Here is a 26,347-nt window from a genome sequence, read left to right on the forward strand (position 1 = left end):
AGCACGACGCGGCTGTGGCCGAGCTTGCCGCCAGGGCGACGCAGCCAGACCCTGACACCGGCCGGTCGCGGGTGCGCGCCGAGTTGCTCGAGGATGCTGCCGGATACAATCTCGCCAGCTGGCAGCACGACCCTCGCAGGTATTGGCTCGGTCGCGACGCCGCTCTGCTCCTGGTCGACGCTGGTGCGAACGCTGAGCGGGTCAAGGCGATCGCTGCTGAGCGCCACCGGACGTTTCGAACGCCTGAACCGCCTGTTACCGGCAACCCGTCCGGGGCCTCCTAGCGCGACCGGTTCGAGGCGGGCGGTTCCCGGGGCGCGCCGCGCCGGCCGCGCGAGAAGGTTCAATCCTTCACACCCAGGTCACGCCGCGCGGACTGTCGGTAGCGCACGGAACTGATGGTGAACCTGTGAAACCGGCGAAGGGTCTCGTCGCTCTCCTCACCCCGAGGAGGATCCTTTTCCTTAGATTCCTCCCATGAGGCCAGGTCGGTCGCCATCGTGACGGCATCCTGACTCGCTTGCTTCGAGGCGTAGAGATACAGAGAACCGACGGCTGGCTCCATGGCGTCGAGCGCCTCGTGGAGGTCCTTGGCTAACGGGTCTAACGGGATCTTGTTGAGCGCCAGGATGACGATCAGATGAGCGGCCTGCCGGTGCTCGAAGAGCCGCTCAGCCGACTGATCCTGCCTCGTCCAATGTAGTTCGACAGCCGACTTGATGAACCCGAACAGCGTCGTCAGCAAGATGCCGAAGACGACCCCGGCGAACCCCCAATGTGCATCGGTCAACCAGCTCATGGCCAGAACGTAGTCGATGGGGGAGGGCGAGATGACCCGAACAAACCAGAGAGCGGCCAGAGGTCGGCGCGGTGGCGCTCGTCGGTCGGGTCGTAGGTGACGGGCGCTTTCATGCTGGTCTCCTCCGGGTCGGATATGGGTTGGTCTGGTCGCCGGCTGACTGTGGTCGTGCGAGGGCTTCGACGACGGCGGCGATGAGGTCGCGTGCGGCGGGCGGGGTGACGGCGTTCCCGGCGAGCTTGACCCGCTCGCGGCGGGTGCCACGATTCGCGCATACGCGGCCTGCGGTCAGATGCCCAGCCGACGAAGACATGTGGGCAGCAAAGAGCTCTGGCATCCGGAAGCCAGCAACTCGTGAATGCAGAGCGCACGGGGCAAGCGGTTGTAGTTGGCGACACAAGGCCGTCTGTTCCATGAGCCCTGGTCTTTCATGATGACGGCGAGTCCGGCAGAGGACTCCACGCTGCCACCATGCATCTGACCTTGCAGTAAGTCAGTCCAGAATCCCGTGGGACGCTCCAGCGCCAACTGACCTGATGAGCAGGTTCTTACGGTGGTTCGGGATCTGGCCGATGGGGGTCTGCCCCGCGTCCAGAGCGCGAGTCTGATCTGTCCTGACACTTGGACGACGCGCCTGACGGTTCGTCGCGCGGGCGAATGGCCAAACTTTGCTAATGCCTCTTTGAGAGCGTCGCCCCGAGCCGGCTAAGGGCAATACCGCCGAGGAGTCCGCCCAGGGCAATCCACAAGTTGACAAAGCGATCCCGACTTCGACTCGTAGCAACGAACGACACGCTTTGAACTGCGTCACTATCCTCCCAGCGAAGGAAGAACTGGTCTGAGCTGGTTGGAGCGTCGGAAACACCGCCGACAGTTGCGAGAGAAGGGGTGGCGGCAACTTTGCAACCGGTCTGCAACGCCGTTCCGAAGCGCTCCCGCAAGTCCATTCCATTCCAGGTTTCGATCACAGACGGCGGTCCAACTCCAACTGTGGTTGGCAATTGCACTACAGAATGTGCCCAGTCCTGTCGCTCGACAAGATCAGCACTTCCTGACACCCTTACAATGATCGCTGCATTCGAATCGAAGTCGAATATTTCGTGTTCGTATGGGTGGCACGTTGGGGATGGCTTATTCGCATCAGACTGGTGATCCGGAACAATCCCGTAGATGACCTGGCATTTGTGTTCTTTCGAATACGAGTACTCTCCCTCTCCTCCAGTTTCCTTGCACGAACGAATGGGCGTCTGCCTCGTTGCTACGGAGCTCCGAACGCCGCTAAGTGTGGCGGAATCCTCAAGCATTAAGGCAAAGGAGCGATTGGCGAACTGGCGCGGAAAAAAGAGCGTGTAGACAGTCGACGTTGCCACCGTCCCGAGTTCGGGTGCGGCGTACACGCCAACGCCGATAACCTCTGCGTCCGGGAATGGGTAGTCGCCAGGTTTCCGTGAATCTTCAACGGCAACCCCGACGCCGATGTCGCCGAAGTTCGTTGAAACTCCGTCTGGTTCGTACAGCCCGGAGGATCCGTACCATATCAGGTAGATCGCGACGAACACGCCGAGGAGCGCAATAGCAGCCTGAAAAGGTCGCCGTTTCGGCTCCCTCTGAAGAGCTCGAAGCGAAGCGAGTGACTCGCCCTGTCGCTCGAGCACACTTCGAATCTCGGCCAGGTTAGCAATAACCGCGCGCTCGTGACGTCGGCGTCGCGTCCCAAAGAAAGGCATACGCACATTTCCCTGCTCTGGCCCTTAGGGGACCTTGGGCTGCTGTCTGGGTAGGACCGTGAGCCGGCACTCCGCTAGAACGAAACTATAGCCCGATCGTTTACGACGTGGTGGTGAGATCGGCGTGTAGAGACACCGAAGTTCTTCCGGTCAGGAAGACTTGGACTTATCTAAAGTCCCAGGTCGCGGCACCGAAGGTACGGGGCGCCGCCCGTCGGGCTCTCCGTCACGTTCTCGAGTCCCTCTTGGGCGAGCCGGTTGCGCTCGACGAACTCGACCCGCCGATACTTGATTCGTTCGTCGACCTCGTTCGGACGTACAGGGCGGCGGATGTGTCTGGCCTCGACTTCGATCGATAGATCCCGGCCTCCGCCTGCTGATGCCCGTCGGAGTTAGAGTTCGTTTCGGGTTGGCGGACGATCCAACCATGCGCCCGCGTGCGTTTGGCGGAGCAGTGGGCCCACTGTGGACCCAACGCCGTGCGCAGGGGCTGTTCTGGGTGGTCGTTGGATCACGCCGTGCACGCATTACATGCAGGTGCACGGCCGCTAGAGAATGTCCTCGAGCACGATGACACGCCTAGTGTGGGTTCCCCACTTCAGTTCCCAGCCTCCCATAGCGTTCTGATTGAGTACCACGGGAACCATCGAACTGTTCGTCCCCCACGGCGCAGTATGGCTGGTGCCTGACGACATCCCCCCAAGAGACCAGACGACGACGAGGTCATAGGAGTTCATCGGGTGCCGGTGCCGAAACAGGTTGAAGAGCTGGGACTCGATCTCGAGGAGGAGAACCTTCCCCGACGCATCTTCCACGAGTACATCTGTTGAGGCGTCGATGTACTGCCCGAACCGTTCGATGGGCGACAGTTCGGCTTTCCAGTCGCCTGACTGCACCATCATAGCGAGCAGATGCGACACATCCGCTTCCTTCCGGGGCTGTTTTACGAACGCCAACGAAGCCCCGGGCTTGGTCACGGCCACGTTCGAACTGGTTGAGTAGCCCGCCTTCAGGTCAGCCGCCTGCTTGGTTCTTCGCACCGCTTCGATCGCCGCGTCCTCGGCGTCCTTCATGTCCTTGTAGGCCTTGGCGCGCGCCTGGATGTTCGGCCACACCGAAGCCAAGAAATCCGCCTTGATCCAGGCTACTTCGTCTGACTCTTCGTTTGTGATGACATTCCGGTCGGCGTTCAGCTGGAACGACTGGCAGTTTAGAAAGGCCTTATACTCGAAGTAGTACTCGCCTCCCAATAGTTCCCGCGACAGGGATGCTTCGTTGCGCAGCGGGATGAAGTCTTTGCAGAAGTGGATGCCCATCTGAGACTTCTGCGTCCAACCTTGCATGAGTTCGTACTGAAGCATCTCCGCTCGCACGTGTTCGCCGGCGATGATTACCGTTCCGTCGTAGTGAACTGTTAGAGAACTTCCCTGGACGCTAATGGTCTTACTGCGGGAGAAATCGTAGACATCACAAAACTTCTTGGAGTTCTGCGCGATGCCTTCGGTTACGGGGCCGCCAGTCGGCATCAAGTCGACTGGCGGCACCTGAAAAGTCCCCGGCGCTGGACCAAGCGTCACGGTTCCGCCGGCGGTCACGACCTCGACCGTCACCCACGGTATGACTCCGACGTTGGCGACAGTGCTCATCACGTGCGCATGCTGTCCATGCCGGTTCTTCACGGTTCCGGTTGCGCACATGCTTCGCAGGTAATGCAGAACCCGGTCAGCAATGTCCTTCCCGTCGGTGGTCTTCTTCCCGTTGAAACTGGTGAGATGCACGCCCATCAGGGTGATCCGCGTGCCCTTAGAAGAAATGCCTGGCGTATGACCACCCGGATCCTCCTCGACGGTGTACGTAGGCATCTTGCCGGCTGTCAGTTCACTCATCGGGTCATACATCTTCCCGACAAGCAGTACGGTCTGGTTGGTGTGACGCCGAGACTCGACGAGAATCTCCTTGGCCACGAACGAAGTCTTCGAGCCCAGTCCCTTCTCGCCGATCGAGGTCTGCGGGAAGTCCTTGACCGAGTCGCCAGCATTGAAGAAGGCTCTCATGTGCTTGTCTTCCATGCCGTTGCCATCGTCTTGAATAACGACGTTCCACATCTCGCCGCCGGCATTTGTCAGTTGAATATCGATGTTCTTGGCGTCGGCGTCGACGCTGTTCGACACCGCTTCGCGCAGCAACTCGACCGACTGGCTGGTGTTCAGGACCGCCTGCCGCAGCAGGGAGTCTTGGGAGACATGAGAAGTGTAGGAATTCACTCGGAACCTTCGCCAGATCGGGAGATGCGGTCGATGCCACTCTAGTGTCAGATCCGGCGGCGACGACCGTTAACGGTGAGACTGTGCGGCAGAAGTTCAGGTTGACTGGCTTGATCAGGTGACGGCTTCGTCGAGCCAACGCCGCACGGCCGTCGCCAGTTGATCAGCCGCGTCCTGTGGGCTCAGTGCAGCGTCAGCCGGCCAGCAAATGTTTGATAACCGAAGGCTGCCAACATGCAGAACGGAGTGTGGCGGATGACCCGTCGAAAAGGTCAAGATTGCCGCCTCCCTCAGTTGGAAGCCGGTCGCGAGGTCACGGCCTGGTAGAGGTCGCCCGAATCCCAGTCCTTAGACTGCAGCTTGTACTTGACGTCGCCGACCGCCAGGCCGTCGACACCAGATCTGGGTTCAAGGTCTTCCTTGAGGGAACCAGCGTGAGGCCGCGCTTCGCGACCGTAAAATCTGGACTCAGCGCATCCGCCAAGAGTGCGCGGCCACCGGCCTCCATGGCCTCGGGAGTCCGAATCAGAAAGGCACATGCAACCTCGCCGCCAGCGTCCAACTTCTGGGCGACACCGTTGAGCAGCGCCTTGGCGATGGCGATGCCGTCGCTGTAGTACGCGGTGGTCGGCGTGGCCACGAGGTGCAGATCGCCGTCCTGATGGGCCTCGTGGATGGCGACGGCAGGAAACAATTCGAGATTGCCGAGAACCGCGATGCCCACCTCGTTGTGCAGGAGATCGCGCAGACACAGGTTTCCTGTTTTCACACGACGAAGCGAGAAGGTCGGCCCGAACGGACTGTCTAGCGGTCGCCCCTGTACTCAGCGGGCGAAAGTGCATAGCGGTCGCGCATGGCGGCCATCGTGGGGCAAGTACGTGGCGCACCGCACGCCGCGCAGCGCACCGGGTCCAAGGCGGCAGAGGTGCCGTGACTTGGCTCGCGGTGGGCGGCGAGCGTCGCCTCGTCCTCACGCAGCACAGCCATCCGCTCGGCCTCACCCTCTGGCCACGAAGAAAGGTTGTCGGGATCACCCGAGGACGGGAGCGCTTCGATCTCCTGAGAGATCAACCGCTCAAGGGCGTCGTAAAGGTCTGCTTCACCAGCCATACTCACGACCATAGCGGGGAGCTCGTCGCGTAACGGTCGGTGGCTCGCGTAGGTACATGACGCCGCTACGACGGCCAGAACTCGGCGAGCCATATGCGGACTTCGGTCACAAGCCGTTCGGCCGCTTCCTCCGGTGCGAGCGAGGGGTCTGCGGGCCAGCAGAAGTTGGACAGCCGCACGTCGCCTACTTGCAGCGGCATGTGCCCCGGCCGGCCCGTGGAGAACGTCAGGATCGCTGCCTCCGAGACATGGAAGCCGGTGGCAAAAGCCACCGCTTGATAGAGGTCGCCCGTGTCCCAGTCCGAGGTCTGCAACTTGTACTTCACGTCGCCTACTGCGACATCGCCAAACACCAGATCAGGGTTCAGTGTCTTGGTCGAGGGAAGCAGCGCCAGGCCTCGCTTCTCTACCTCGAACGACGGGGCCAACGCGTTCTGGAGGACAGTGCGGATCCCGGCCTCGATGGCTTCAGGAGTACGGATAAGGAAGGCCCAGGCCACCTCACCACCTGCGTCGAGTTTGCGCGCAGCACCCCTTAAGAGGGCCTTCGCGATCGCCAGACTGTCGCCGTAGTAGGCAGTCCTGGGCGTCACGGTGACGCGGAGGTCGCCGTGCCGGAGTTCCGACACCCCATCGAATCGAGCACTGGCTCGTCGCGCGTGGGCGCGCACGTCGGGTGAAGCGAACGGCGCCCCGCTAACAAGCCGTAGCGCAGCTAGCAGTACACGGTTCAACGGGTTGTCGCGGTCCAGTTCGTCGAACTCACTTGTAACTCGGGCTCGTCCGAGCGTGACGGCCAGCGTTGTCTCCTTGACGCTGATGCGACCGCGAACATGAGCCAGTTCTTCGCGGTGGACTTGGTAGCCCTTCATCAGATCTCGCTGCAGGACTCTCTCCACCGTGTGCACGAGCCAGCGTGAGAGGAGGTCGAAGAGCGAGGTGCCTGTCGCTGCCTGCGCAGCGAGTGTGTCCATTCGCGGGATGGCACCGGCGAGGCCGAGAAGTGCTAGTGCGTGGCTTTCAGGGATCTTGGGCAGCACGGGCATCGTTTGACCGCCCACGCTAAGAATGCCGATGGCGTCGTTGACGCGGAGCGTCCACTGCCCTTGTGCGCCACTTGGTGAGACGCTGATCGCGCTCCCGCCTTGGCGTGGTGTGTTGGCCGCACCCCACCAGTCGGATTTGCCCGCAAGGCGTTTGCCCAGAGCTTGGAGCGACGCGGCCTGGACATCGTCGAGTGCGACGATTGCAGGACGCGATTCAGTCAGCGTCTGAGGTAGAGGCGACACTCGGCCAGAACTCCTCGATCTGCAACGAAGCTGCAACGCTCGGATCGTCGAAGAAGTATTCCTCGAACAGCGGCTGGAGCTGGCGGGTCCAGGCGGCCTTTAGCAGGTGAGGGGTCAACGGATCTGCCATGAAGAACGAGTGGCCCACCGTGTGATGGCGGTCGAGCAACTCGGTCAGGCGCACGTTCAGCTTGTCGAAGCCCTCGAGGAGGTCCGGTACCTCGCACTGTGCTGTCTCGTAGAAAGACTCCAGGATCTTCCGACTCGGGGGGCACTCGAAGACCTCGAACCTTCGTCTGAGGGCGAGGTCGATGCTGCGGATGCTCCGATCCGCGGTGTTCATAGTGCCGATGAAGAGCAGGTTCTTCGGCAGGGTGAAGCCCTGGGTGTACAGAAGGTCCACTGGCTTGTCCCTGTACTCGAGGAGGTACATGAGCTCGCCGAAGACCCTTGGCAGGTTGGCGCGGTTCATCTCGTCCATCACCAGAACGTGCTTCTGGTCGTCGTCCTTGATCTGGCTCGCCATTCGGAGGACGACGCCATCCACACGGGCGAAGCGGATGCCGCCGCTCCCGGCGGGCTCCGGCCGCAGACCCTCGATGAACTCCTCGTAGCCATAAGAGGCATGCAACTGCACCAAGCCGCGGGCCAAAGGCTCGTCTTGGGTCAAGTAGCGAGCAAGCGCCTCAGCGATCCATGTCTTGCTGGTCCCCGGTGGTCCCGCCAACACCACCTGAGGGCGCCGCTGGAGGGTTGCTACGAGTTCTTCCAGCCATTCCCGCTCGCACAGCGTTTGCTGCACCAGCCAATCCATGTCGAGCACGGGGATCGAGGGCGGCTCGGCCATGTCCGCCTGGCCCTCGATCGCGCTGCCGGGTTCAAGCGGCCGACGTTCACTCAGTTCCGTTCCGCCTCGCACGTACACGAAAACCGGGCTCGTCTGGTTACTGAGCGCACCTTGAGTTTTCGAGGGGTCGGGGTCACTCGCAAGCAGCAGGTTAGAGAGCGCCCAGGTCGGAGGGTGGATCTCCTCGAAGTCTTTGACCTCGAGAAACAAGATGGCCTCCGACGCCGTGTAGTAGTCCGGCAGCAGGGAGGGGTCGATGTCCGCCGCGTCCGGCGTGATGGCAACGAGTCGAGTCCGCCACAACTCCCCGTTGCGATACAGGAAACACCACGTCTCAACGCCTGCGCTCAACTGCTTTCGGATGAGTTCAAGACGAGCAGCGCCCATGGCGTTCGTTCCGGCGGTACCAAACTTCCCCCACCACACTGAACCATGCGTGTCGGCGATGCTCTTGTGTTGAGCAATCGTGTCGGAACGGATGTCCTTGTTCCACTTCATGACCAGGTGGACCGGTTCTATGGCTGGTAGATCGGTCAGTCCGGCGATCTCCGCTTTGCCAAGAGCGTCCAGCATGTCCGTGAGGTCGCGGGCTAGCACGTCCGAACTCGGCACGCCATCGGACCTGTAGGCGACGGCGTACGCGGCGGATGCCTCGTACTTCTTCGGGAGACTGTTGTCTGACTGAAGATCGATCCGTTCCAGCCAGTCGCTTCGCGGCACGATCGCATCCCGTATGTCCAGGGCGCGCTTCGCGAGCACGGTCGTTCCACCATTGATGCTCGAAACCCCTTGGGCGAGCGTGAGGTAGACCGTCGAACCGTCAGCCGCGAAGAGGTACACCACGTACACGCCCTCCTGAGCCGTGCTGTCGTCGCCCTCGCGGAAGATTGAGACCCAAGGAACATCAGCCCGAGATCCGTAGCCGACGCTCCCTTTCACCGTGTGGCCGGCCGGCACCCATCCTCGAAGGGCCTCTGGCAACGCATCGATGACAGCGCGGCGATATGTGGCACCTGCGGCCGCGGTTTGTTGTGGACGACCGAGCTCCGCCATCACCTCCCTGAGGAGGTTTCCGACACCCTGATCGTCGGCGCGATCGCCTGTCTCTTCCGGCGTCGGGACGACCGCGTTGAAGCGGGGCGTGAGCGCGGCCATGACCTGTGCCTTCAGGGCCTGGGGTCGATCGCTGAGCTTGAACTGGAAGGAGCATCGATTCAGACGCGCCTCGATCTCGGCGGCCGTTGCCGAATGATCCAAGTCGTTGTCGAGTTCGACGCCGACCTTCTGATGCAGAACGGAGGCTTCGCGCCCACGTACCAGGTGGTCGCGAAGCCTCTCTCGGGTTCGACCGCTATAGCCCACATAGAGCGGCTCGCCATCGGCATCCCAGACCACGTGGACACCTGACTCATCCGGTACATCTCGGAGTTCGGGGCGAACCAGCGGGCGGCGTTCAGAGAACCCCTCGAGAGGGTCGGACACGGGGCCTCCTGGTTGCGATCGGATCGGAGCAGTACCTCAAGACACCCTGCCAAACCTTTGGGTCCGTCGCATGGGTTGTGGTGAATAAGACCTGCCGGCGCACAGGGGCGTGTGCTCAATTCCGAGTCACATGATCTGATCGAGCCTCCGCTAGCCGTGCGCCTTGAGACTTCGCTCCATCTCGGCCAGCACGGCCGCTGCTACATCGCGAGTCCGAACCTTGTCGACAGGTGACAGTCCAGCCTCACCGGGACCGTTCCTCCGCACTAGATAGGGACGACGCTGACATTCATCCTCCTCAGTGCCGGCGGCTCTCCGATGACCGCAGGACCGAGCGGATCCGCAAGAGGATGAACGAGTTGCTGTTCGCTGAGGAGTGCTAGGAGGCAGCGTCCCTGCACTAACGGCCCGGGAGTAGAGCCGAGCGGCCACTCATCGCTAAGTACACAGGCACTACACAGCAAGGTCGTCATCGGACAAGGCCTGCTCGATCCTCTCTCGCGCGACATGTTCTTGTCCGTCAACGGCGTGCGCGTAGACGGTCAGGAGTACCTGGACGCTGTGGCCGGCCCACTTCGCCACAAGGGGTGGAGGCGTACCAGCGGCGAGCCAGGTCGAGACAGCTGCGTGTCGCAGGTCGTAGGCCCGGCGAGCCAGCGGGGAGTTCTGCTCTTCCTCAGTAAATGCCGCTGCTCTGGCGCTCTTCAACACGCGGCCGACGGCGGAGAGCGGCACCGGGCGCGACAGCGACGCGGGCAGCGCATGGCCCCACTTGCCTGAGCGCACGACGAATAGCCGTCCATCCTGGCCGGTCCCGAACTCATTCAAATGCCGTCGAAGCAACATCACCAGCGGAGGAGGGAGGGGAACCGTCCGGGTGGCGTTGCGGGCGCGATGCTTTAGGCCGCGTTCCTCGCCGAGCTCTCCGTCGTCAGTCCAGTCTTTGCCTGGGTCTTGGTAGGAACCCGCGAGACGGGCTTCGCCCCATCCTTTCGCCGGCAGGGTGAGGTCGAGCTCGTTGAGGTTGCGCACCTCAGCGGGCCGCATTGCGGAGTAGTAGATGCATCCGAAGAATGCCTCGAACTCCGGATCTGAGGCACGAACGGCCGCAAGGAGCCGCTTCGCTTGCCGATGATTGAGGACCACTCGCGTATCGAGTTCCTCGGCGACAGCAGCGCGCTTCACCTTGACCCGGTGGAGCGGGTTGGACTCCAGCAGGCCCAACTCCAGTGCGTAGCCGATCGCGCTTGAGAACGCAGCGCGTTTCCGGTTAGCCGTCTTGGCGGACGCCGGACTGCCGTCGAGCTTGAGCGAGGTCGCCTTAAGCACCTGGCGCGTAGTCGCAGTGTCATTGAGTTCATCCACTGTTCGACTTCGCTTGGTGATCCAGGTGATCACCTCGCGGTACTCCGCCGGCGGTTCAGGGCTCTTGGCGCGGGCGAGTGAGTTGAACGCCCACGTCCGCAACGCCTTTCGGAGCAGGGCCACATCGGACGGTGCGTCCTCGCCCTTCACCATCGCGAGCGTGATCGTGACCAGTCCATCCGCCGTGCTCTTCCGGTGGTTGGGAGCGAAGTCGGTCCACTTCACGTCGATGTAGTCCATCGCGAACTTCAGCCACGCAGGGCTCGTCGCCGTGGGCATCATGGATTGGGGCAACCCGGTCTCTATGTCGAACGCCTCGCCCTTCCGGGCGGCCGAGATCAGGTCGGACCGGAACGACTCCGCGAGCCGCTTCGTGCTGAAGGTCCGGGGGATCGGAGCGTTCCTTCCGACGACCCAGCGGACGCGGTAGGTCGTGCCGCGCTTGCCGAGGAGGGTCTCGATGTTCCAGATGCGTACGTCGTAGCTAGTACTCATGATGCTTCGTCCTCCAAGTTGGCCAGCCAGTTGTCGAGTTCGATGCGGCGTACGCGGATCTCGCCGCCGGGCAGCTTGATGCAACGCGGACCGACGCCCCTCGCGCGCCAGTTGTAGAAGGTCGCCCGGGTGATCCCGAGTTCGTTGCAGAAGTCGCGGACGGTCAGGTGTGCAGCGGTGCTCTGTGAGCGGTGCCGAGACATGTGTCGGTTCTCCCTTGTGCGGTGATGCTGAAGGCTGGACCAGAGGGGTGTTCTCTCCCTCTGAGATCTGGGGGCGGGAATCGGCGGTTTAAAGCCGCAAACCCGCTAAATCGGTCTCTGATCTGCGCAAATGTGTTGCGGGTTTGGTGTTTTTCGGCCTGGGGCTAAACCCGCAAACCCGCCGAATCTGCTGGATTTGCGGGTTAGTGCTGGTTAACTCGTTTTCAAACCCGCAGAGTGTTTTGGCTGGTCAGGGTGGTGTTTGGCGGGTTTGCGGGTTTGCGGGTTTGTTTTGGGGGTTCTGGAAGAGCCCGGTCTCTTCGGGAGCGTTCACCCCCTTTGGTCCAGCCGGTTTCGCCTCGGGCTGTTGGGGGTCGGGGGTGCGTTCGATGTAGTAGGTCCGGGCGCGGGTGTGGGTGTCGATCTCGGAGCGGAGGACGACGTTGCCGCGCCAGCGGCCGATCTGGCCGGTGAGGATGCGGCCGAGGCTCTTGGGAGTGAGGAGGCGGCCGGCGGCGGTGGTGGGGAAGGTGCCTTCCCAGCGGTCGGGCATGCCGAGGTCGGGTTCTGCGCTGGAGCGCAGCTCGGCGGCGCTGCGGCGCTGGTCGCCGTAGAGGTCGTGCCAGCGCAGCAGGAACGCGCGCCATTCGGCGTAGTCGTCGTCCAGGTCGCGGGCCTCGTCGGCGTTGGCGAGGAATCCGGGCACCTGGTGGTGTTCGAGGAGCCCGCCGAGGTATTGGGCCCAGCGGGTGAACTGCCGCATCGCGGGCACGTTCTTGGCCTTGGGCGCCCCGGCGCGGGTCCAGTCGAGGATGAGGATCAGGAGGTGGCGCAGCACGATGGCTTGGTTCGCGGGGTCGAGGATCCAGGTGTCGAGGTTGGGGATGGAGAACCCGGTCCGGGCCTCAGGGTGGGGACAGTCCGGATCGAGGCGCACCCACACGGCACGGGAAGCCATGTCTCCACCGGTGCGCAGGTTGTTGCCCGTGGCCAGCCACAGCCGGTCGTTGGCGAACGAGCTCGCGGCGTTGGTGCCGAGGCGGCGGTCGGTCCAGGTCCGCTCGGTGACCAGGCGGGCCAGGACGGCGGAGTCGATGACGCAGCCCTCGATGAGGTTGTCGAACACGATCACACCGGCCTGGTCGGCGAGCACGGTCGTGATGGACTTGCGCAGCTCTTCCTCAGAATCGGTCCAGGTCAACACCCGCTGCCCAACCAGGAGTCCGACGCAGGAGGTGAGGATGGTCTTGCCGGAGCCGGGCATGGTGGCGTCCACGACCCCGAACGGCGACAGCGCGCGGGTAAACGGCTGCAGGATCGGCGTGGCCAGCATGGCCAGGTAGTTGGCCTTGTCCGATGGCGTACGCCACGGGAAGTCCCGCAGGAACGTGCCCAGCAGGAACGCCCGTGCCTCGGCGACCTGCTCCGCGGTGGGGTGCTCCGGGATGGGATCGGTGGTGACCCTTCCGGCGAGGTAGTAGCCGGTGGCCTCGTCATACCCAGGGGTCTGGAGCAGGGTGCCGTCGGGACGCAGGACGGGGGTGGTGATGACCTTGTGGAGCACCGGCAGGCCGGGCCAGATCGAGCGGGACAGCACGGACTCGAGGACGTGGCGCGGTGGGGTGATCTCCTCGTCGTAGGCGGGTCCGTCCTTGGGGTGGCGGGTGCGGAAGACCTCGGCCTGCTCGGCCAGCAGGTGCGCCAGCAGCGCTGGCCGGAGCACGGTCGGGCGCATGGGTGCGGGGGCGTCCTCGTCGCCGGCGACCATCTCGGCGGCCCCGGAGATCGTCTGGAGCACGATCGGGTCGCCGTCATGGACGTAGGTGTCCTGCAGCAGCCGCTGGTCGAGCGCCTGGGTCAGGGCGCGGATGCTCTCGGGGTCGTTGCCCACCTTGATCGGCCGGCGGCCGTCGCCGGGCACCGCGTGCAGCGGAGCGCGCGAGCCTCGACCAGGTGCGGTGTCGGTGGCGTTCTCAGTCATGAGGTTGACCTCTCGATCTCGTGGTCGTGGTGGTCGTGTTCAGGCGGCGATCGGGCGGGTGCGGCGGGTGGTGCCCCAGCCGAGGGCGTCACCGGCGCGGCGGCCGAGCCAGGCGGCGACGTTGACCGCGACGGCGTTGCCCGCCTGCATCTGCTGTTCGCCCTGGTTGCCGGTGATGACGTAGTCGCGGGGGAAGCGTTGGGCGTTGGCGGCCTCGCGGGGCTTGAGCATCCGGAAGTAGCAGTCCTCGACCTCGATCGCGGCCTGGAGCAGCGCATGCTGCTCACGGGTGGCCAGGGTGGAGAGCGCGTCGGCGGTGGCCGGGTAGGGCGTGGCTCCCTTCCTGTAGGGGATCACCAAGCTCTTGTTGAGCTGGGCGGTCTGGGTCCGCAGGGGCTCGGTGACCGGCTTGTTCATCGACGGATCGGCGGTGGCGTACCCGCCGTGGTGCGCCGAGACGAACGCACCCGGCGGAATGGTCAGGCCATGGTGGAATCCACCGGCGCTGAACGTGGGCACCGGACCGCTGGTGACGGGGTGGTTGCGGCCGTGGTTGCGCAGCATCGAGACGAACGGCTCGGTCATCACCAGGCCCTCGCCGCGCTTGATGGTGTTGGTCGGCATCGGACGGGTCTCGGGGTCGAACCAACGCCCGCCGGAGCCGTCGGCGGGGCCGCCGTGGTTGACGTTGAAGACGAACTTGCGCATCTCCTCACTCATCGCGATCCCGTTCTGGATCGCGGTGACCTGAGCCGGGGTCGGGGACTCCAGCAGCGGCCAGGCCCGCAGGTAGGAGTTCTTCGCACCGGACGCGGCATCCCAGGTGTTCCCGCCTGCACCGATCAGAACCGGGTCGGCAATCGTCTGGAGACCGAGCCGGATGCGGGCCATGGTCTTGGGGCCGAGGTCGCGCAGCCCATGCTCGGCGCGGTCGCCGATGCGGACGCCAAAGTCGGTCCAGTCGATGACCGAGGCGGCGGGGGCGACGTAGGGCTCGACCTGGCCGTGGTCGCCTTCGGGGCAGACGTAGATGTACTGCGGCCCGTACTTGCCCACCGGCATGCCGTTGATCCGCTTGGTCTTCGGCTTCCACCACTGCTGGGCGGGCACGTCGGTGCCGCACTTCTCACACCAGGCCAGCGGGCGGGGTTCGAGGTCGAGGGCCGGGATGGACTCCTTGGTGATGGCGAAGTAGATCCGGTCGCGCCACTGGCCGGCGGGGTCGTTGTCCTCGCCGCCGACGTGGGCGGCCGAGACGCACACGAGCTGGACCCGGCAGCCGAGGGTGGCCCAGCCGTGGAGCCAGGTGGTGATCAGGTGCCAGTCGGCGGCCTCGACCACGTTCTCGACCAGGACCACGTCGGGGTCGTGGACCTCGGCGTAGCGCAGCACCTCCCAGAACGTCACCCTCGTGCGTTCGAACGCCTCGGCGGGCACGTGGCCGTGCTCCTCCCACAGGCCGGGCTGGTCATGGTCGCGGGGCTTCTTCCGGCCGCCGGCCTGGGACAGCTCGGTGCAGATCGGGGAGGCCCACAGCAGGTCGGCCTTGGGCAGATAGCGGACGTCGACCTGTTGGATGTCGGCGCACAGGTGCTCGGTGTCGGGATGGTTCGCGGAGTGGGTCTCGATCGCCCGGTCCCAGTGGTTGGCGGCAACCTTGACCTCGAACCCGGCCTCAGTCAGCCCCGTCGAGGAGCCACCCATGCCACAGAAGTAGTCGACAGCGGTCAGGGTCATCAGGCGGCCTTCCTCGAGTTGTCACGGGTGGTGCCGGGCGTGCGGGGGTTGCGGGATCCGATGTGGAATCCGGAGCGGATAGTCCGGTCGACCTCGATAGGGGTGCAGTCGCAGCCGCGGGCCATGAGCACGCGCGCGGCGTCGGTGAGTGCGTCGTAGGCAGTGCGCTCGTCGAGCACGCCTCCGGCCACGAGCTGCCCGAGGGCGATCGCAGCGCAGAGCAGCCGGTGGTTGTGCTGCTTCGCCCCGGCGCTGGTGACCTTGGCGACCTCGCCCTTGATCGCCGAGGCGACGTAGGCCGGCACGCGGTCGGTACGGGCGTCGAACCGTTTGGGAGCGGCCGCGCTGGTGGTGTGGCGCTGGGGCTTGAGGAGGTCGAGCAGGAACAGCGGCAGCGGCGCGGCCGGTCGGTCATCGGTCACCACGTACGAGCTGGAACCGATCGTGGTGGGAGGGGCGACGACGTAGCCGCCGTGAGCGCGGGTGTCGACCAGCCAGCCGATCGTCCCAGCCGTGTTGCCGTACCGGACACCCTCGGGGGCGGTGTAGTAGAGGTGGGTACCGCCCGACGGTGTACGCACGGTGTAGGTCGGGGTGATGGTGCCGCCGCGGGCGCCGGCGAGGTGGTCGAGGACATCCTCGCCGGTCCGGATCCCGAACCGGTTCCATGGCTCGGGGATCTCGGTGCCGGGCTTGTGGGTGTCGAGGTCGACCACGACCAGGCCGGAGGGGCCGCAGGCGATCCCGATCCCGTAGCTGGGGTTGTTGCTGGACCAGGCGCGCCGGATCCGGGTCTGATCGGTGGTGGCGCGGGCGTCCCAGCCGGTGTGACCTGCCCGGCAGCGTGGGTCGGTGCCGGTGCAGTCGCGCTCGCGGTGGTTGGGCCGTGCGGGGCGCTTGGTGCTGGGCAGCAGCGGGAAGACGTGCCAGCCACGGGCGGCGGCGGCGAGGGCTCCAGTGAGCATGTCGGTGGTGGTCATCGGTTCGCCTCTCGGGTCTGGGCGGCGCGGTGGCGTTGTTTCATCTCGTCAGCAAGCTGGTGGAGCACCGCGACGAGCTCGGCGACCTGGTGTTGGGTGTCGTGGCCGTCGCCGGCGAAGTGGAGCAGCATCCGCGGCTCGTCGGCCCAGATGCTGTTCTCGATGCTCAGGGCCGGGTCGCCGTCGGTGTCGTCGGTGAGGGTGAAGGTGTCGGCGGGGTTGATCACGATCCCCTCGACCTCGCGGTGGTAGCCGGGCATCAGGCGGCCTTTCGGGGTCGGCGGGCATCGGAGGCGGCCTTGGTGGCGCGGCGGGCCTTGTGGCGGCACAGGTCGCCGCAGTAGATGGCGTGCGGCGTCGGCTTGGTGAACTCCTCACCGCAGCCCGGGCAGGTACGGCGGACGGGTGCGGGGGTCCGGGCGGCGCGCTTGTGCCTGGTGCGTTCGTGCTCGGTCAGGCCACCCCACACGCCCATGACGTTGCCGAGGGAGAGGGCCAGGGCGAGGCAGTCGGGTCGGACGTCGCAGGCGGCGCAGACCTTCTTGGCTGCTTTGGGGCTGCCACCGGGTTCGGGGAAGAAGATCTCGGGGTCGGTCTGCGGGCATAGCGCGCCGGGCAGCTCACCGGGGTGGATGGCAGGGGTTTCAGGCGACCTCATTGCGGTTCGCCTCCTTGGTCCAGCGGTAGACGGTTCGCTCGGTGACGCCGAGCAGCTCGGCGACCTCGGGCACGCTCATGACTCGGCGCAGTTCGACGGCGGCGCAGGCGGGGTGGACGTGGTTGCCGTCTTCCTCGCCGAGGTCGGTCTCGCAGATGGCGCACAGGCCAGTGTCAGCGTCGTGCTCGCCGTCGCCCTCGTCGTTGTCAGGGCTGACCACGGAGGTGACAACGGGCCCAGCAAGCGGGGTGACAGCGGCGACCGGCGCGACGATTGCGCCCGGGTGCGTGTCAGGGGCGGTGTCAGCCTCGGTGTCAGCCTTGGTGTCAGGGGTGGTGTCAGGGTCGGTGGTCGAGGGGCCGCCGATCAGTTCGCGGTAGGCGTCGACGCCGGCGGAGTGCCTCTCGGCCGAGGTCTTGAGCCGCTTGGCGGCCTTGTCCTCGGCGCGTGCGACGGTCACCTTGATCTCGGCCAGAGCGTGCGTGCGGGCGGCGAGTCGGGTGGCTTTGCCGTAGCCGGTGATGGTTTCCATGTGGGCCTCGTGGCGGGCCTCGATGGCCGCTAGGGCGCGCTGGTCGCGGATCTCGGCGGTGCGGGTCCGGATGATCGCGGCCGTCTCGGGAGACACGGTGACCTGGTCACGGATCCCGTCGGCGACCAGCAGCAGCGCGGCAAGGGCAGGGATAGCCGACCAGGGGCCCATGTGCCCCACGGCGGCCAGCAGGACGGTGGAGACGGCGACAGCGGCCGCGGTGGCGGCTCCGAAGCCGTAGGCGGCGGCCCGCTGGCCGGACTTGTAAGCGGCGATCGTGGTGTGGCCCAGTGCGGCCCACACGACGTCGGCGGCCAGGGCGACGGCTACGCCGACAGCGGGTGCGGCGGCGCCGGCGGCGGGGATCATCTGGGCGACCTGCGGCGCGATGGTGACTGCGACCTGGAGGAACCCGACGAGGGTCATGGCGAGGCCGACGATGGCGAGGCCGGAGGGGCGAGTAGAGCGGGCGGTGGGTGTGTGGCCGTGGGGGCGGCCTTCGGTGTACTGAGAGCGGGTGTTCACGGCGAGATCTCCTGTTCCAGGGGCTGATGTGGAGCCGGTTTCAGGGCTGTTTTGGCATGCGTGAGGCAGGGACTTGGGCCAGCGAGCGCGTTCCGGAGGCTTTCTCCGCTGCCCATCGACGTGCGGGGCGAGGCGGGTAGCGGCAGCAGGGTGCGAGGGGGTCGGATCGGCCCTGATCCGGGGTTCGAACGGGTGTGCGAGTAGGGGTGCTGATCTGCTACGTAGCAGGTCAGGTAGCAGTTTCGGGGGTAGCAGGGGTGCTACGGGTAGCAGCCGCTACCGCTACCGATTCAGGGCTCCAGCGGACCTCCCGAGGTACCGGCCGAGGGGCTGGCCGGGCCGGTGTTGGGGCCCGTGCTGAGGCCGGTGTTGGGGTTCTGGTCGGGGTCGGTGTGGCCGAGGGTGTCGGTGAGGTCGCGGCGGACCAGGCCGCGCTTGTTGACGGGCTTGCCCTCCTCGGGGTCGTTGCGCTTGATCTGGACCGTGCGGATGCCGTGCGGCTTGACCGCGGCGGTGATCTGCTCGCCGGTCCATCCCTCGTACAGGGAGGGCTGGGCGGCCGCGAGCCGGTGGGCGAGCTCCTCGCACCAGACCTTGCCGGCCGACCACTCGGGGTCGTTGGCGGGCCAGACGGCGAGGAGGTGGTCGAGGATGGAGCCGGTGTCGGTGTCTGCGGCGTCTTCCTCGCCGGCGGCCAGGCCGGTGAGGAGTCCGGCGGCGTGGCGGGCGGCGCGGGCTCGCAGGGCGATCTTCTCGGCCTTCTCGGCGTCGATCTTTGCTGAGCGGAAGATGACCGGGTCGTCGGCCTCGCCGACCATGAGGGTGACGCCTCGGTCGTGGCGGCCGAACATGGTGGCGCGTACGCCGGCCTTGTACATCCCGGAGCCGAGGATCATGTCGTTGGCGGTGTGGTCCATGACCTTGAGCGCGAACCGCAGGGCCGCATTCGAGCTGATCCCGGGCGGGACGCTGGCGGCGTCGATGCGCTGGGTGGCGGGCATGAGGATGATGCCGGCGGCCGGGCCGCGCTTGCCGAGGTCGACGCAGATGTCGGTGATCTCCTTGCCGTGCTCAGAGTGCCCGAACGCCAGCCCGCACTCGTCGAGGGCGACCAGGATGGGTCCGAGGTCGAGGGACTTGTCCGAGGCGAGCTCGTCGGTGACCTTCGACTCGGGGCAGCGCTCGAGCGGGAGGCGGCGCAGCAGTTTGTAGCGACGCTGCATCTCGGTGCGTAGCGACCGCAGTGACGCGAGCACGTAGGCGATGTCCTCGGGGTCATCACCGATCCGCAGGGCGTGGGCGACGTGGCGCAGCGGGAGCCAGTCGGCGCCGCCCTTGAGGTCGAAGATGTAGAGCTTGACCCGCGGGTCCAGAGCGGCGGCGAGGACCAGGAGCCGCTGAAGGAACGTCTTCCCGATACGCGGGATCGCGCCGATCAGGACCAGAGCGAACATCAACGTGGCGTGGATCGGGCGGCCACGCTGGTCCTGGCCGATCGGGATCGGGTCGAAGATGTTGACCTTCCCCTTCGACTCCAGAGCCCACGCGGCGGGCTCGGTCTCCGAGAGTGACTTGTCGGCCACGTAGAGCACTAGGCGGCCGGCGTGGACGTCGGTGTCGGCCTCGGGCCAGACCTTGCCCAGGGAGCGCCGCAGACCCGAGGCGAGCCTGTCGCGGCGGTCGATGATCTCGGAGGCGGTGACCCCGCCGGGCAGGTCGATCTCGGCACGCCACCCGGCACCGTCACGCATGATCGGGGAGACGAACGCGATCGCCTTGGAGCCGTACTTGGTCAGGGCCTTGTTCAGCTCACCCAACCCGAGCGACCCCAGGGCGTCCACGATCAGGTCCGAGGTCAGACGCGGCTCCTTGGTCGCGTCCACGGCCCGGCCGGTGATCGGCTTGTCCGGGTTCCGGCCCAGGATCCCCAGGCCGCCCAGCGCGGCCAGCGCGACCACGAGCTGCACCATCGGGTTGGTACCGAACAGAACCCCTGCGATCAGGCCTGCCAGGACCAGCACCGCGACGAGGACCATGAAGGTGCGGGCCTGGACCTGGCGGCGGTGGTGCTCCTTGAGCTGGAGGAACGCGCCCGCGTCGAGGGTGCTGCCGCGCACCGCCATCCGGTTCTCCCGGTCCGCGGCGTCATTGATCCAGCCCCACGTGGTCGCCACGAGACGACCAGCACCGAGCGGGGAGCGCGCGCTGAGCTTGCCGTAGTAGAGCGGCAGCCGGACAGTGTGGTAGGCGACCAGGTGGCTGTAGTAGGACGTGGCCCACTTCGCGGCCGCCTTGGCTGCATCCCGGTTCTTAGCCCATCCAGGCAGCACCTCACGACGCGGAGCCGACGCACGCTGGGCCACCGTGGCGCTGTCATCGCGCACCGCGAGGACCTCACCCTCGACCAGGACAGGAACGTCCTCGTCCTCTGTCGCCTCGGCGGCCGCGGTGTTCTCAGAGGCATCCTGAGCGGACTCCTCGGCCGCGTGCGCGGGCTTGCTCACAGAGATCGGGTCACTGTCGCTGTCAGCGGTGGGATCGGCGGCACGTGACTCGCGGGCACGCCGCGCGGCCTCGAGGTCGTAGACCTCATCGGCCTGGTCGGACTCGTTCAGGTTGGTGCTCATCGGTCGTTCTCCTCTCGATGGTTGGTGGGTTGTGATGGATTGCGTGCCCCGGTCCCGTCGCGAGCGGGATGCCGGACTACTCCGCGCCGGGGCGGTTGGCGTTGGGTTAGGCGTTCTTCATCAAGACCTTGATCTGCCGTACGGAGTCGGGGGTGATGACCGTGTCCCCGTTCGTGAGGTAGATCGCAGACCCGCCGCCCGACTTCATCGGCTTCACGGCCTTGACCATGTACACGTGAACGAGGCGCATGTTGCCGGTGCCCATCCCGGTGTACTCACGGACCTTGAAGGTTCGGTTGTCGTACTTCATGAGGTGGTTCTCCTTGTCGTGGCGGCAGTGGGTCAGCCCCGGCGGCCTACGGGGTTGGTGCGCCTGACCGGCTTCTTCTTCCGGTACGGATCCGACGCCTTGCCGACCTTGGCCTTCTTTCCCGCATACGGGTCCGCGCGACCGGGGAGCTTCCTCGCGACCTTCGCTCCGTTGGTCTTCACGACATGACGCGCGGTGTCCTTCAACGTGCCGTGGCCGAACAGGCCGGTGTACTGAACAGCCATGGCTCAGACCCCCGCCTTCTCAGACGCGGCCTGGTCCCCGACCGTGGCCGGGACGGTGTCCGTGTCGGCCGCGGCGTACTTGCGGTAGAGACGAGCGCCGCGGCGGTGGCCGTGGATGGCGAGTGCGATCGTTGCGGCGGTCAGGGCAGGTACCCCGATCACCCCGGCGGCGACGATGACGTCGTTAAGGTGCCCCATGACAGGTGCTCTCTTCCTTGGTTGGTTGGGTGCTTCTCTGTTGAGGTCCGGTCGCACTTGCTTTGGACGGCTAGGTGCGACCGGACCGACCTGTGGGCCCTGGGCTTGCCGGGCGTCCTCACGTGCTCCAGCCCCGGTGCCTGCGCACGCTCTGGATGGAGGCGACGACGTCCTCGAACTCGCGCGCCCGCTGCTCGTCGCCTCGCGCACGGGCTGCCCTCGCGGCGCGCTGCATCCGCGCAAGGTCCTTGTCGGACTGCTTGCGGGTGTAGTTCGGGGTATCGCCCTTAGCCATGACGTGCCACCTCGTTCTCGACGACGCGGCAGGCGATGTGCGCGTACGCGGTGAGGACCAGGGCGAGGGTGGTGCGGTCGAGGTCCAGGAGTGCGGTGACGGGGACGCCCGGGAAGGCGATCGACGTCACCGACGCGGCGACCTGCAACACGAGCGCGTCACGCTCGGACAGCCCGGATCGCTCCTGACCGTGGGTGTCGTAGTCCTCGGGAGCGGGACGGAACTGGTAGCGGCGCAACACCGGCGTACGCACGATCCAGGGCCCATCGAGTAGGCGCCCACTCTCGTAGCCGATGAGCAGCTCGACCGCAGCCTCGCCCTCGAGGCAGTTGCGGACCGACCGTCGCAGCCCAGCGGCGACCAGTGCATTCGGCGACGTCGTTGTGCCCATCAGGCGACCGCCTCGGACCAGACCCGCTGGGTCGTGGTGATCTCCACCCACGCATCGACCTCGTCCGACGCGGCGACCTCCCAGCCGGCCCAGGTGTGGCGGACCAGCAGGCCGAGGCCGTCCTCGGTGTCGGCGGTCATGTGCTCAGACAGGTGCAGGAGCTTGGCGAGCTGTGAGGCGGCCTCGTAGCCGGCCGGGCGGATCGACAACCGCACCACCGGCCGCCGACCAGACGTACCGAGCACCTTGGCAGCGGCCAAGTTCGGCTCGACGTCGACGGAGAACCCGTGCAGCTCGACGTTGGGGAGACCCTCAAGGAGGGTCGCGACCCAGGTCAGGTCCCAGGACTGTGCGGCGCTCATCGGGCACCGCCAGCGATGTTGGAGGCGGCCGAGAGGGCCGCGGTCATGCCGGACTCGATGCCGTTCAGGATCGGCCCGCCGAGCGTGGTCGATGCCAGCGAGAGCCCGAGGATCGCGCCGAAGGCGAGGACGCCGGGATGGACGTTGCCCCACTTGATCATGGCGAACGCGACGAGCAGGAAGATGATGAACAGAGGAGCGGTGATCATGACGTGGTTCCTTCCGAGAATCAGGCAGCCTCGGCCTGGCCGGCCGGGCACGGGTTGATGAGGGTGTAGACAGGCGCGACCCTCAGGGCCGCGTCGTGGTTGGCCTGCTGAACCAGCAGGAGCAGGAGCGCGCTCAATGCCCGCCGGTGAGCCCGCTTGGCGAGCACGTCGCCCGGGTCGGCGAGTAGGCGACACTCGGCGTCGACCAAGTCGACCTCAGCGGCGATCTGCGGCCACTCGGCCTCAATCTCGGCTAGGTCGGAGTGCGTTGGAGCGGTGTCCATCGGTTGGTGCCTTCCGTAGCAGCGGGTGACATTGCCTTGCTGTGCACTAGGGTGCACTAGGGCAATCGAGGATGTCAATGCCTCTACGCACACCAGGGCATTTGTGGTTACCTTGGAGGCATGATCAGCAGAGACAACGCGACCCCTCTTCACGAGCAGGTCGCCGAGGACATCCGGCAGCGAGTGCGAGACGGTGAGTACGAGGTAGGCGCGAAGCTGCCCCCGCTCCGTGAGCTTCGGGAGACGTACGGCGTCGCCGAGGTCACGGTTCACAACGCCATCCGCGAGTTGCAGCGGGAAGGCGTCCTCGTGTCGAGCACCGGACGTGGCACGTACGTCAATGCGCTCCCGGAGAGCCGAGAGAGCACCGACGACGTTGACCAACTCCGGCGCGATGTCGCGAGCCTGTCCAGCCGTGTTGAGCGGCTGGAGAAGCTCGTTGATCGCGCCGATTCGGCTGGTGCCTGACATGCCTCTAGTCAGCCGTGATCAGGCGTTTCTCACCATGAAGCGGTTGTGCAATCGCAGTGCAATCCGCTGCCTTTTCGTCGAGGAAGGGACAGTGTTCCGATGATCAGCGTCGTCGAGTGGACCACGCGAGAGGCTGATGCGCTGCGCACCGCTCTGCGGCTCACCAACGAGGAGTTCGCCGAGCAGCTCGGGGTGTCGGCGCGCTCTGTTGCGTTGTGGCGCAAGGGTGGCGGCGGAGCGATCTCGCTGCAGATCCAGCGAATCTTCGACACGGTCCTAGAGAGCGCGACCGACTCACAGCGTGAGCGGTTCGCGCAGCTGGCCGGTCTCGACAGAGTGGGCAGCAACGGTGACGAGATGCGGAGCCGCCTCGATGCCGCTGCGAACCTTCACAGTGCCCTCACGTGGCTGCAGAGTGGCCGGGACGACGACGCGGGTGCCAGGGTGCTTGCGGCGGCGGCTCGGATGGACGCGGCCGCCGGGCCTCGGTGGCGTATGGCTGAGACCGACAGGTCGGCTGTGGCTCAGAGGCTGCACCAGTACTACGCAGATGGGTTCGGCGATCATCGCCCGGTCCGCGTCGGGCTCGGCGATGCGGACATCGATCTCACAATCCTGAGCGCCACGGAGTGGGTCAGCAACTCGGTCGACCTGCAGGCGGTCGAGGCGGCGAAGCGATTCACATACGACCATGCGGCCGTCGTCGTACCTCAGCCCGACTCGGACATCTGGCGCCGCGCCGCCGAAACCAGGCTCGCTGAGTGCCTGGTCCAGGAGACCCGCTTCGTCGACGGCCGGCTCTACCGGATGACCGGGTGGGGGGCGCAGCCCGACGGCGTACGCACGTCCTTCACCACTGGATCGTTTGCGCAGTACGCGCTCACGGTGGATCTCCTCGAAGCTGAAACGTTCGCAGCCGCGCAGGGCGGGGGAGAGGTGCTCCCGCTGCGCGATCTCATGATGCCGACGGTCGAGTCGGTGCTCACGCCTGGCTCGCGTAACTGCATGGGCGGAGCGCTCGCGTTGACGGCGTTTGCCCGGTCGGCGCAAGGTGCGCGCCCGGCCGATTTCGCATTGCTGATTCAGGAGCGTGGGGCAAAGGTTCTCAACGCGTCTGGTCGACTCGCCGTGATTCCGAAGTGCTTCCACGAGCCGACCTCGGAGCCGAGCTGGGAGGTCAGTGTCGGAACCTCGCTCGCGAGAGAGCTCGAGGAGGAACTCTTCGGCAAGGCAGAGGTCGACACGACCCTCGACACGCGCCGCACGATCGACCCAATGCACCCGGATCTCCTCACTGGGCCGATGCGCTACCTGACCGAGGCGGGGCCCGACGCCTGGTCGATGGAGTGCACCGGATTCGGCTTCAACCTCCTCACCGGAAACTATGAATTTCCGTGTCTTGTCGCTGTGCACGACGAGGGTTTCTGGCAGCGTTGTGGCGGTGATGTCGAGAGCAACTGGGAGTCCGAGCGGATCACCCTGGTCTCGTCGCAGGATGAGGCCGGCTTGCGGGCTCTCGCACACAATCCGGCGTGGTCAGACGAGGGCCTCTTCGCCTTTGTCCTCGGCCTTCGACGTCTCCACGAGCTGCACCCAGAGCGCGTAGCGCTGCCCCACTTTGAGATTGGATTCGCCCAGTGACGACCGCCTCCGGCAACGCGTACGACGACGGTGCAGAGCGCCGTGGCTGGCTCATCGGCCACTTCATCGACTCCGAGACCAGTCCACTGCACTCGACCGACGTCGAGGTCAAGTGGGGTACTCACCAGGCGGGGGAGGAGCGCCATGAGTGGACCGTGGCCGAGGAGGAGGTCCGCACGACGATGGTCCTGCTCCTTCGTGGCCACTTCGCCGTACGTCTCCCCGACGGTGACCAGGAGATGAAGCGCGAAGGCGATTTCGTCGTATTCGGCCCGGGCACCTCTCACTCGTGGCAGGCGTTCGATGACTCGATCGTTCTCACAGTCCGCTGGCCATCCGTGGTCGGATGAGCGCGCGCTAACTCGGCCGGAGGACTGAGCCTTTGGAACCCGATGACCTCTTCACTGACCAGGACGAAGTTGATCCGTTCGGTTCGCCGGCAACGCTGAGAAGCGACTTGATCAAAGCGCTTAGATCTGGACCTATCCCGGACGACAACGATCTTGCAACTGCGGTGGCACTGACCCGCCTCGTGCATGGCGAGTTAACAGCGTTTGGAACCGATGGCAACAACCGCCTCGATGACGAGGAGATTGAGCTCTGCCAGCGGGCGTTGCGGGCCACCCTTGGTCGGCATGGGGTGATGCTCAACCTTCCGTGGAGGGATTTCAATGGGTTCAGGTCGTTCTGGATCCAGAAAGGTGCCCGCGGTTCCTGGCAGGCGCGCCGAGATTTGCTGGCCGGCTACTTTGAGCCGGTCTGGGCTCAACTCGACCACCTCGAAGAGGCGCAGTTCCGAGCAGTGCTGGCGGAACCGGTTTCACCTCATCACCGAACCGGATGGCTGCACGTCGACGAAGAGATCAGAGAGCTCCAGCGGCGGTTCCGGTCGGCAGCGACCGCGCAGGACTACCGCGACGTTGGGAATCGTGCGGTCGCTGTGTTGGAGGCCTTGAGTCGAACGATCTATGACCCGGCAAAACACCTGCGCGACGGGGAAGTCGAACCCCCAGTGGATAGGACCAACCTCCGCATCGGTCGGTACATCGAGGACTCGCTTGGTGGTGGGGAGAACGAGGAGGTTCGAGGCGTAGCCAAGAAGGTTTCCGAGTTGGCCCACAAGGTGAAGCACAGACCCGCTCCGACAAGGCGCGACGCCGGGATCGCAGCTGACTCGGTCATCCTGTTTGCGAACATTCTCCGACGCCTTGACCAGGAGTTCTAGCGGCGCCGGGTGGAGTGTTTTCGCAAGTCAAGTCGGAGTGTCGGAGCCTTGTGGTACCACTTGATTCAGCGAGTTCCCGACCATCACCAGCGCAT

At 65.5% G+C, this 26,347-nt stretch carries 27 protein-coding genes and 1 pseudogene; 4 read left to right on the forward strand and 24 right to left on the reverse strand.

Annotation, left to right across the window (positions count from 1 at the left end; translation table 11 throughout):
- Positions 1-343: 343 nt before the first annotated feature.
- The 24 genes and pseudogenes from ACIO3S_RS17850 to ACIO3S_RS17965 form a co-directional block, all read right to left on the reverse strand.
- Positions 344-799 (reverse strand): hypothetical protein, encoded by a 456-nt coding sequence (locus tag ACIO3S_RS17850; RefSeq protein WP_400466297.1) that lies wholly within the window; start codon positions 797-799, stop codon positions 344-346.
- A gap of 671 nt (positions 800-1,470) precedes the next feature.
- On the reverse strand, positions 1,471-2,358 hold the full coding sequence (locus tag ACIO3S_RS17855) for a hypothetical protein (RefSeq protein WP_400466300.1): 888 nt from the start codon (positions 2,356-2,358) through the stop codon (positions 1,471-1,473).
- 716 nt (positions 2,359-3,074) lie between these two features.
- Positions 3,075-4,790 (reverse strand): ATP-binding protein, encoded by a 1,716-nt coding sequence (locus tag ACIO3S_RS17860; protein WP_400466303.1) that lies wholly within the window; start codon positions 4,788-4,790, stop codon positions 3,075-3,077.
- A gap of 313 nt (positions 4,791-5,103) precedes the next feature.
- Positions 5,104-5,559 carry a hypothetical protein gene (locus ACIO3S_RS17865; protein WP_400466306.1) on the reverse strand — a complete coding sequence of 152 codons (456 nt, stop codon included), beginning with the start codon at positions 5,557-5,559 and terminating at the stop codon, positions 5,104-5,106.
- Positions 5,560-5,594: 35 nt separating this feature from the next.
- A complete protein-coding gene (locus tag ACIO3S_RS17870) occupies positions 5,595-5,900 on the reverse strand; it encodes a hypothetical protein (RefSeq protein WP_400466309.1) in 306 nt (101 codons plus the stop codon).
- 65 nt (positions 5,901-5,965) lie between these two features.
- The gene (locus ACIO3S_RS17875; protein WP_400466312.1) at positions 5,966-7,189 is read right to left on the reverse strand and encodes a hypothetical protein; all 1,224 of its coding nucleotides are present in this window, start codon (positions 7,187-7,189) and stop codon (positions 5,966-5,968) included.
- The gene (locus ACIO3S_RS17880; RefSeq protein ID WP_400466315.1) at positions 7,161-9,518 is read right to left on the reverse strand and encodes an MrcB family domain-containing protein; all 2,358 of its coding nucleotides are present in this window, start codon (positions 9,516-9,518) and stop codon (positions 7,161-7,163) included. The genes ACIO3S_RS17875 and ACIO3S_RS17880 overlap by 29 nt, the downstream gene beginning before the upstream one ends.
- Positions 9,519-9,971: 453 nt before the next feature.
- The gene (locus ACIO3S_RS17885; RefSeq protein ID WP_400466318.1) at positions 9,972-11,378 is read right to left on the reverse strand and encodes a tyrosine-type recombinase/integrase; all 1,407 of its coding nucleotides are present in this window, start codon (positions 11,376-11,378) and stop codon (positions 9,972-9,974) included.
- A complete protein-coding gene (locus ACIO3S_RS17890) occupies positions 11,375-11,581 on the reverse strand; it encodes a helix-turn-helix transcriptional regulator (protein ID WP_400466321.1) in 207 nt (68 codons plus the stop codon). Before ACIO3S_RS17890 ends, ACIO3S_RS17885 begins: the two co-directional genes overlap by 4 nt.
- Before the next feature lie 250 nt (positions 11,582-11,831).
- Positions 11,832-13,562, reverse strand: coding sequence for a hypothetical protein (locus tag ACIO3S_RS17895; protein WP_400466324.1), 1,731 nt, complete (start codon positions 13,560-13,562; stop codon positions 11,832-11,834).
- 39 nt (positions 13,563-13,601) lie between these two features.
- Positions 13,602-15,299, reverse strand: a complete 1,698-nt coding sequence (locus tag ACIO3S_RS17900; RefSeq protein WP_400466327.1) for a DNA cytosine methyltransferase — start codon at positions 15,297-15,299, stop codon at positions 13,602-13,604.
- The gene (locus ACIO3S_RS17905) at positions 15,299-16,279 is read right to left on the reverse strand and encodes a bifunctional DNA primase/polymerase (RefSeq protein WP_400466330.1); all 981 of its coding nucleotides are present in this window, start codon (positions 16,277-16,279) and stop codon (positions 15,299-15,301) included. Before ACIO3S_RS17905 ends, ACIO3S_RS17900 begins: the two co-directional genes overlap by 1 nt.
- A complete protein-coding gene (locus tag ACIO3S_RS17910) occupies positions 16,276-16,539 on the reverse strand; it encodes a hypothetical protein (RefSeq protein ID WP_400466333.1) in 264 nt (87 codons plus the stop codon). Before ACIO3S_RS17910 ends, ACIO3S_RS17905 begins: the two co-directional genes overlap by 4 nt.
- Positions 16,540-16,697: 158 nt before the next feature.
- Positions 16,698-16,937, reverse strand: a pseudogene (locus ACIO3S_RS17915) (WhiB family transcriptional regulator); the annotation flags it as partial.
- Positions 16,924-17,994, reverse strand: coding sequence for a helix-turn-helix domain-containing protein (locus ACIO3S_RS17920; protein ID WP_400466336.1), 1,071 nt, complete (start codon positions 17,992-17,994; stop codon positions 16,924-16,926). The pseudogene ACIO3S_RS17915 and the gene ACIO3S_RS17920, both read right to left, overlap by 14 nt.
- A gap of 290 nt (positions 17,995-18,284) precedes the next feature.
- Entirely contained in the window at positions 18,285-20,621 is a 2,337-nt protein-coding gene (locus tag ACIO3S_RS17925; protein ID WP_400466339.1) for an FtsK/SpoIIIE domain-containing protein, read from the reverse strand.
- Positions 20,622-20,727: 106 nt separating this feature from the next.
- Entirely contained in the window at positions 20,728-20,931 is a 204-nt protein-coding gene (locus ACIO3S_RS17930; protein ID WP_400466342.1) for a hypothetical protein, read from the reverse strand.
- Positions 20,932-20,963: 32 nt separating this feature from the next.
- The gene (locus ACIO3S_RS17935; protein WP_400466345.1) at positions 20,964-21,176 is read right to left on the reverse strand and encodes a hypothetical protein; all 213 of its coding nucleotides are present in this window, start codon (positions 21,174-21,176) and stop codon (positions 20,964-20,966) included.
- Positions 21,177-21,179: 3 nt separating this feature from the next.
- On the reverse strand, positions 21,180-21,374 hold the full coding sequence (locus ACIO3S_RS17940) for a hypothetical protein (protein WP_400466348.1): 195 nt from the start codon (positions 21,372-21,374) through the stop codon (positions 21,180-21,182).
- A 118-nt stretch (positions 21,375-21,492) separates the two neighbouring features.
- The gene (locus ACIO3S_RS17945; RefSeq protein ID WP_400466350.1) at positions 21,493-21,669 is read right to left on the reverse strand and encodes a hypothetical protein; all 177 of its coding nucleotides are present in this window, start codon (positions 21,667-21,669) and stop codon (positions 21,493-21,495) included.
- Positions 21,662-22,060 carry a hypothetical protein gene (locus ACIO3S_RS17950; RefSeq protein WP_400466353.1) on the reverse strand — a complete coding sequence of 133 codons (399 nt, stop codon included), beginning with the start codon at positions 22,058-22,060 and terminating at the stop codon, positions 21,662-21,664. The genes ACIO3S_RS17945 and ACIO3S_RS17950 overlap by 8 nt, the downstream gene beginning before the upstream one ends.
- Positions 22,060-22,422: a hypothetical protein gene (locus ACIO3S_RS17955; RefSeq protein ID WP_400466356.1), complete on the reverse strand. Its 363-nt coding sequence runs from the start codon at positions 22,420-22,422 to the stop codon at positions 22,060-22,062. The genes ACIO3S_RS17950 and ACIO3S_RS17955 overlap by 1 nt, the downstream gene beginning before the upstream one ends.
- Entirely contained in the window at positions 22,419-22,631 is a 213-nt protein-coding gene (locus tag ACIO3S_RS17960) for a hypothetical protein (protein ID WP_400466359.1), read from the reverse strand. The genes ACIO3S_RS17955 and ACIO3S_RS17960 overlap by 4 nt, the downstream gene beginning before the upstream one ends.
- A 20-nt stretch (positions 22,632-22,651) precedes the next feature.
- Positions 22,652-22,915, reverse strand: coding sequence for a DUF6284 family protein (locus ACIO3S_RS17965; protein ID WP_400466362.1), 264 nt, complete (start codon positions 22,913-22,915; stop codon positions 22,652-22,654).
- 120 nt (positions 22,916-23,035) lie between these two features.
- Here ACIO3S_RS17965 and ACIO3S_RS17970 point away from each other — a divergent pair, with 120 nt between their 5' ends.
- From ACIO3S_RS17970 to ACIO3S_RS17985, 4 genes are all read left to right on the forward strand, one after another.
- A complete protein-coding gene (locus ACIO3S_RS17970) occupies positions 23,036-23,383 on the forward strand; it encodes a GntR family transcriptional regulator (RefSeq protein WP_400466365.1) in 348 nt (115 codons plus the stop codon).
- 498 nt (positions 23,384-23,881) lie between these two features.
- The gene (locus ACIO3S_RS17975; protein WP_400466368.1) at positions 23,882-25,027 is read left to right on the forward strand and encodes a hypothetical protein; all 1,146 of its coding nucleotides are present in this window, start codon (positions 23,882-23,884) and stop codon (positions 25,025-25,027) included.
- On the forward strand, positions 25,024-25,377 hold the full coding sequence (locus ACIO3S_RS17980; protein WP_400466371.1) for a hypothetical protein: 354 nt from the start codon (positions 25,024-25,026) through the stop codon (positions 25,375-25,377). Before ACIO3S_RS17975 ends, ACIO3S_RS17980 begins: the two co-directional genes overlap by 4 nt.
- Before the next feature lie 32 nt (positions 25,378-25,409).
- Positions 25,410-26,252, forward strand: coding sequence for a hypothetical protein (locus ACIO3S_RS17985; RefSeq protein ID WP_400466374.1), 843 nt, complete (start codon positions 25,410-25,412; stop codon positions 26,250-26,252).
- Positions 26,253-26,347 lie beyond the last annotated feature (95 nt).

It is taken from the genome of Nocardioides sp. NPDC087217 (genome assembly GCF_044744805.1).
In the GTDB taxonomy this organism is placed as follows: Bacteria; Actinomycetota; Actinomycetes; order Propionibacteriales; family Nocardioidaceae; genus Nocardioides.

Excerpts from the sequence above, each read along its gene's own strand:
- ACIO3S_RS17850 (WP_400466297.1), bottom strand. The coding sequence starts at position 799 with ATGAGCTGGTTGACCGATGCACATTGGGGGTTCGCCGGGGTCGTCTTC.
- ACIO3S_RS17870 (WP_400466309.1), bottom strand. The coding sequence starts at position 5,900 with ATGGCTGGTGAAGCAGACCTTTACGACGCCCTTGAGCGGTTGATCTCT.
- ACIO3S_RS17885 (WP_400466318.1), bottom strand. The coding sequence starts at position 11,378 with ATGAGTACTAGCTACGACGTACGCATCTGGAACATCGAGACCCTCCTC.
- ACIO3S_RS17890 (WP_400466321.1), bottom strand. The coding sequence starts at position 11,581 with ATGTCTCGGCACCGCTCACAGAGCACCGCTGCACACCTGACCGTCCGC.
- ACIO3S_RS17895 (WP_400466324.1), bottom strand. The coding sequence starts at position 13,562 with ATGACTGAGAACGCCACCGACACCGCACCTGGTCGAGGCTCGCGCGCT.
- ACIO3S_RS17900 (WP_400466327.1), bottom strand. The coding sequence starts at position 15,299 with ATGACCCTGACCGCTGTCGACTACTTCTGTGGCATGGGTGGCTCCTCG.
- ACIO3S_RS17905 (WP_400466330.1), bottom strand. The coding sequence starts at position 16,279 with ATGACCACCACCGACATGCTCACTGGAGCCCTCGCCGCCGCCGCCCGT.
- ACIO3S_RS17910 (WP_400466333.1), bottom strand. The coding sequence starts at position 16,539 with ATGCCCGGCTACCACCGCGAGGTCGAGGGGATCGTGATCAACCCCGCC.
- ACIO3S_RS17925 (WP_400466339.1), bottom strand. The coding sequence starts at position 20,621 with ATGAGCACCAACCTGAACGAGTCCGACCAGGCCGATGAGGTCTACGAC.
- ACIO3S_RS17930 (WP_400466342.1), bottom strand. The coding sequence starts at position 20,931 with ATGAAGTACGACAACCGAACCTTCAAGGTCCGTGAGTACACCGGGATG.
- ACIO3S_RS17935 (WP_400466345.1), bottom strand. The coding sequence starts at position 21,176 with ATGGCTGTTCAGTACACCGGCCTGTTCGGCCACGGCACGTTGAAGGAC.
- ACIO3S_RS17940 (WP_400466348.1), bottom strand. The coding sequence starts at position 21,374 with ATGGGGCACCTTAACGACGTCATCGTCGCCGCCGGGGTGATCGGGGTA.
- ACIO3S_RS17945 (WP_400466350.1), bottom strand. The coding sequence starts at position 21,669 with ATGGCTAAGGGCGATACCCCGAACTACACCCGCAAGCAGTCCGACAAG.
- ACIO3S_RS17950 (WP_400466353.1), bottom strand. The coding sequence starts at position 22,060 with ATGGGCACAACGACGTCGCCGAATGCACTGGTCGCCGCTGGGCTGCGA.
- ACIO3S_RS17955 (WP_400466356.1), bottom strand. The coding sequence starts at position 22,422 with ATGAGCGCCGCACAGTCCTGGGACCTGACCTGGGTCGCGACCCTCCTT.
- ACIO3S_RS17960 (WP_400466359.1), bottom strand. The coding sequence starts at position 22,631 with ATGATCACCGCTCCTCTGTTCATCATCTTCCTGCTCGTCGCGTTCGCC.
- ACIO3S_RS17965 (WP_400466362.1), bottom strand. The coding sequence starts at position 22,915 with ATGGACACCGCTCCAACGCACTCCGACCTAGCCGAGATTGAGGCCGAG.
- ACIO3S_RS17970 (WP_400466365.1), top strand. The coding sequence starts at position 23,036 with ATGATCAGCAGAGACAACGCGACCCCTCTTCACGAGCAGGTCGCCGAG.
- ACIO3S_RS17975 (WP_400466368.1), top strand. The coding sequence starts at position 23,882 with ATGGCTGAGACCGACAGGTCGGCTGTGGCTCAGAGGCTGCACCAGTAC.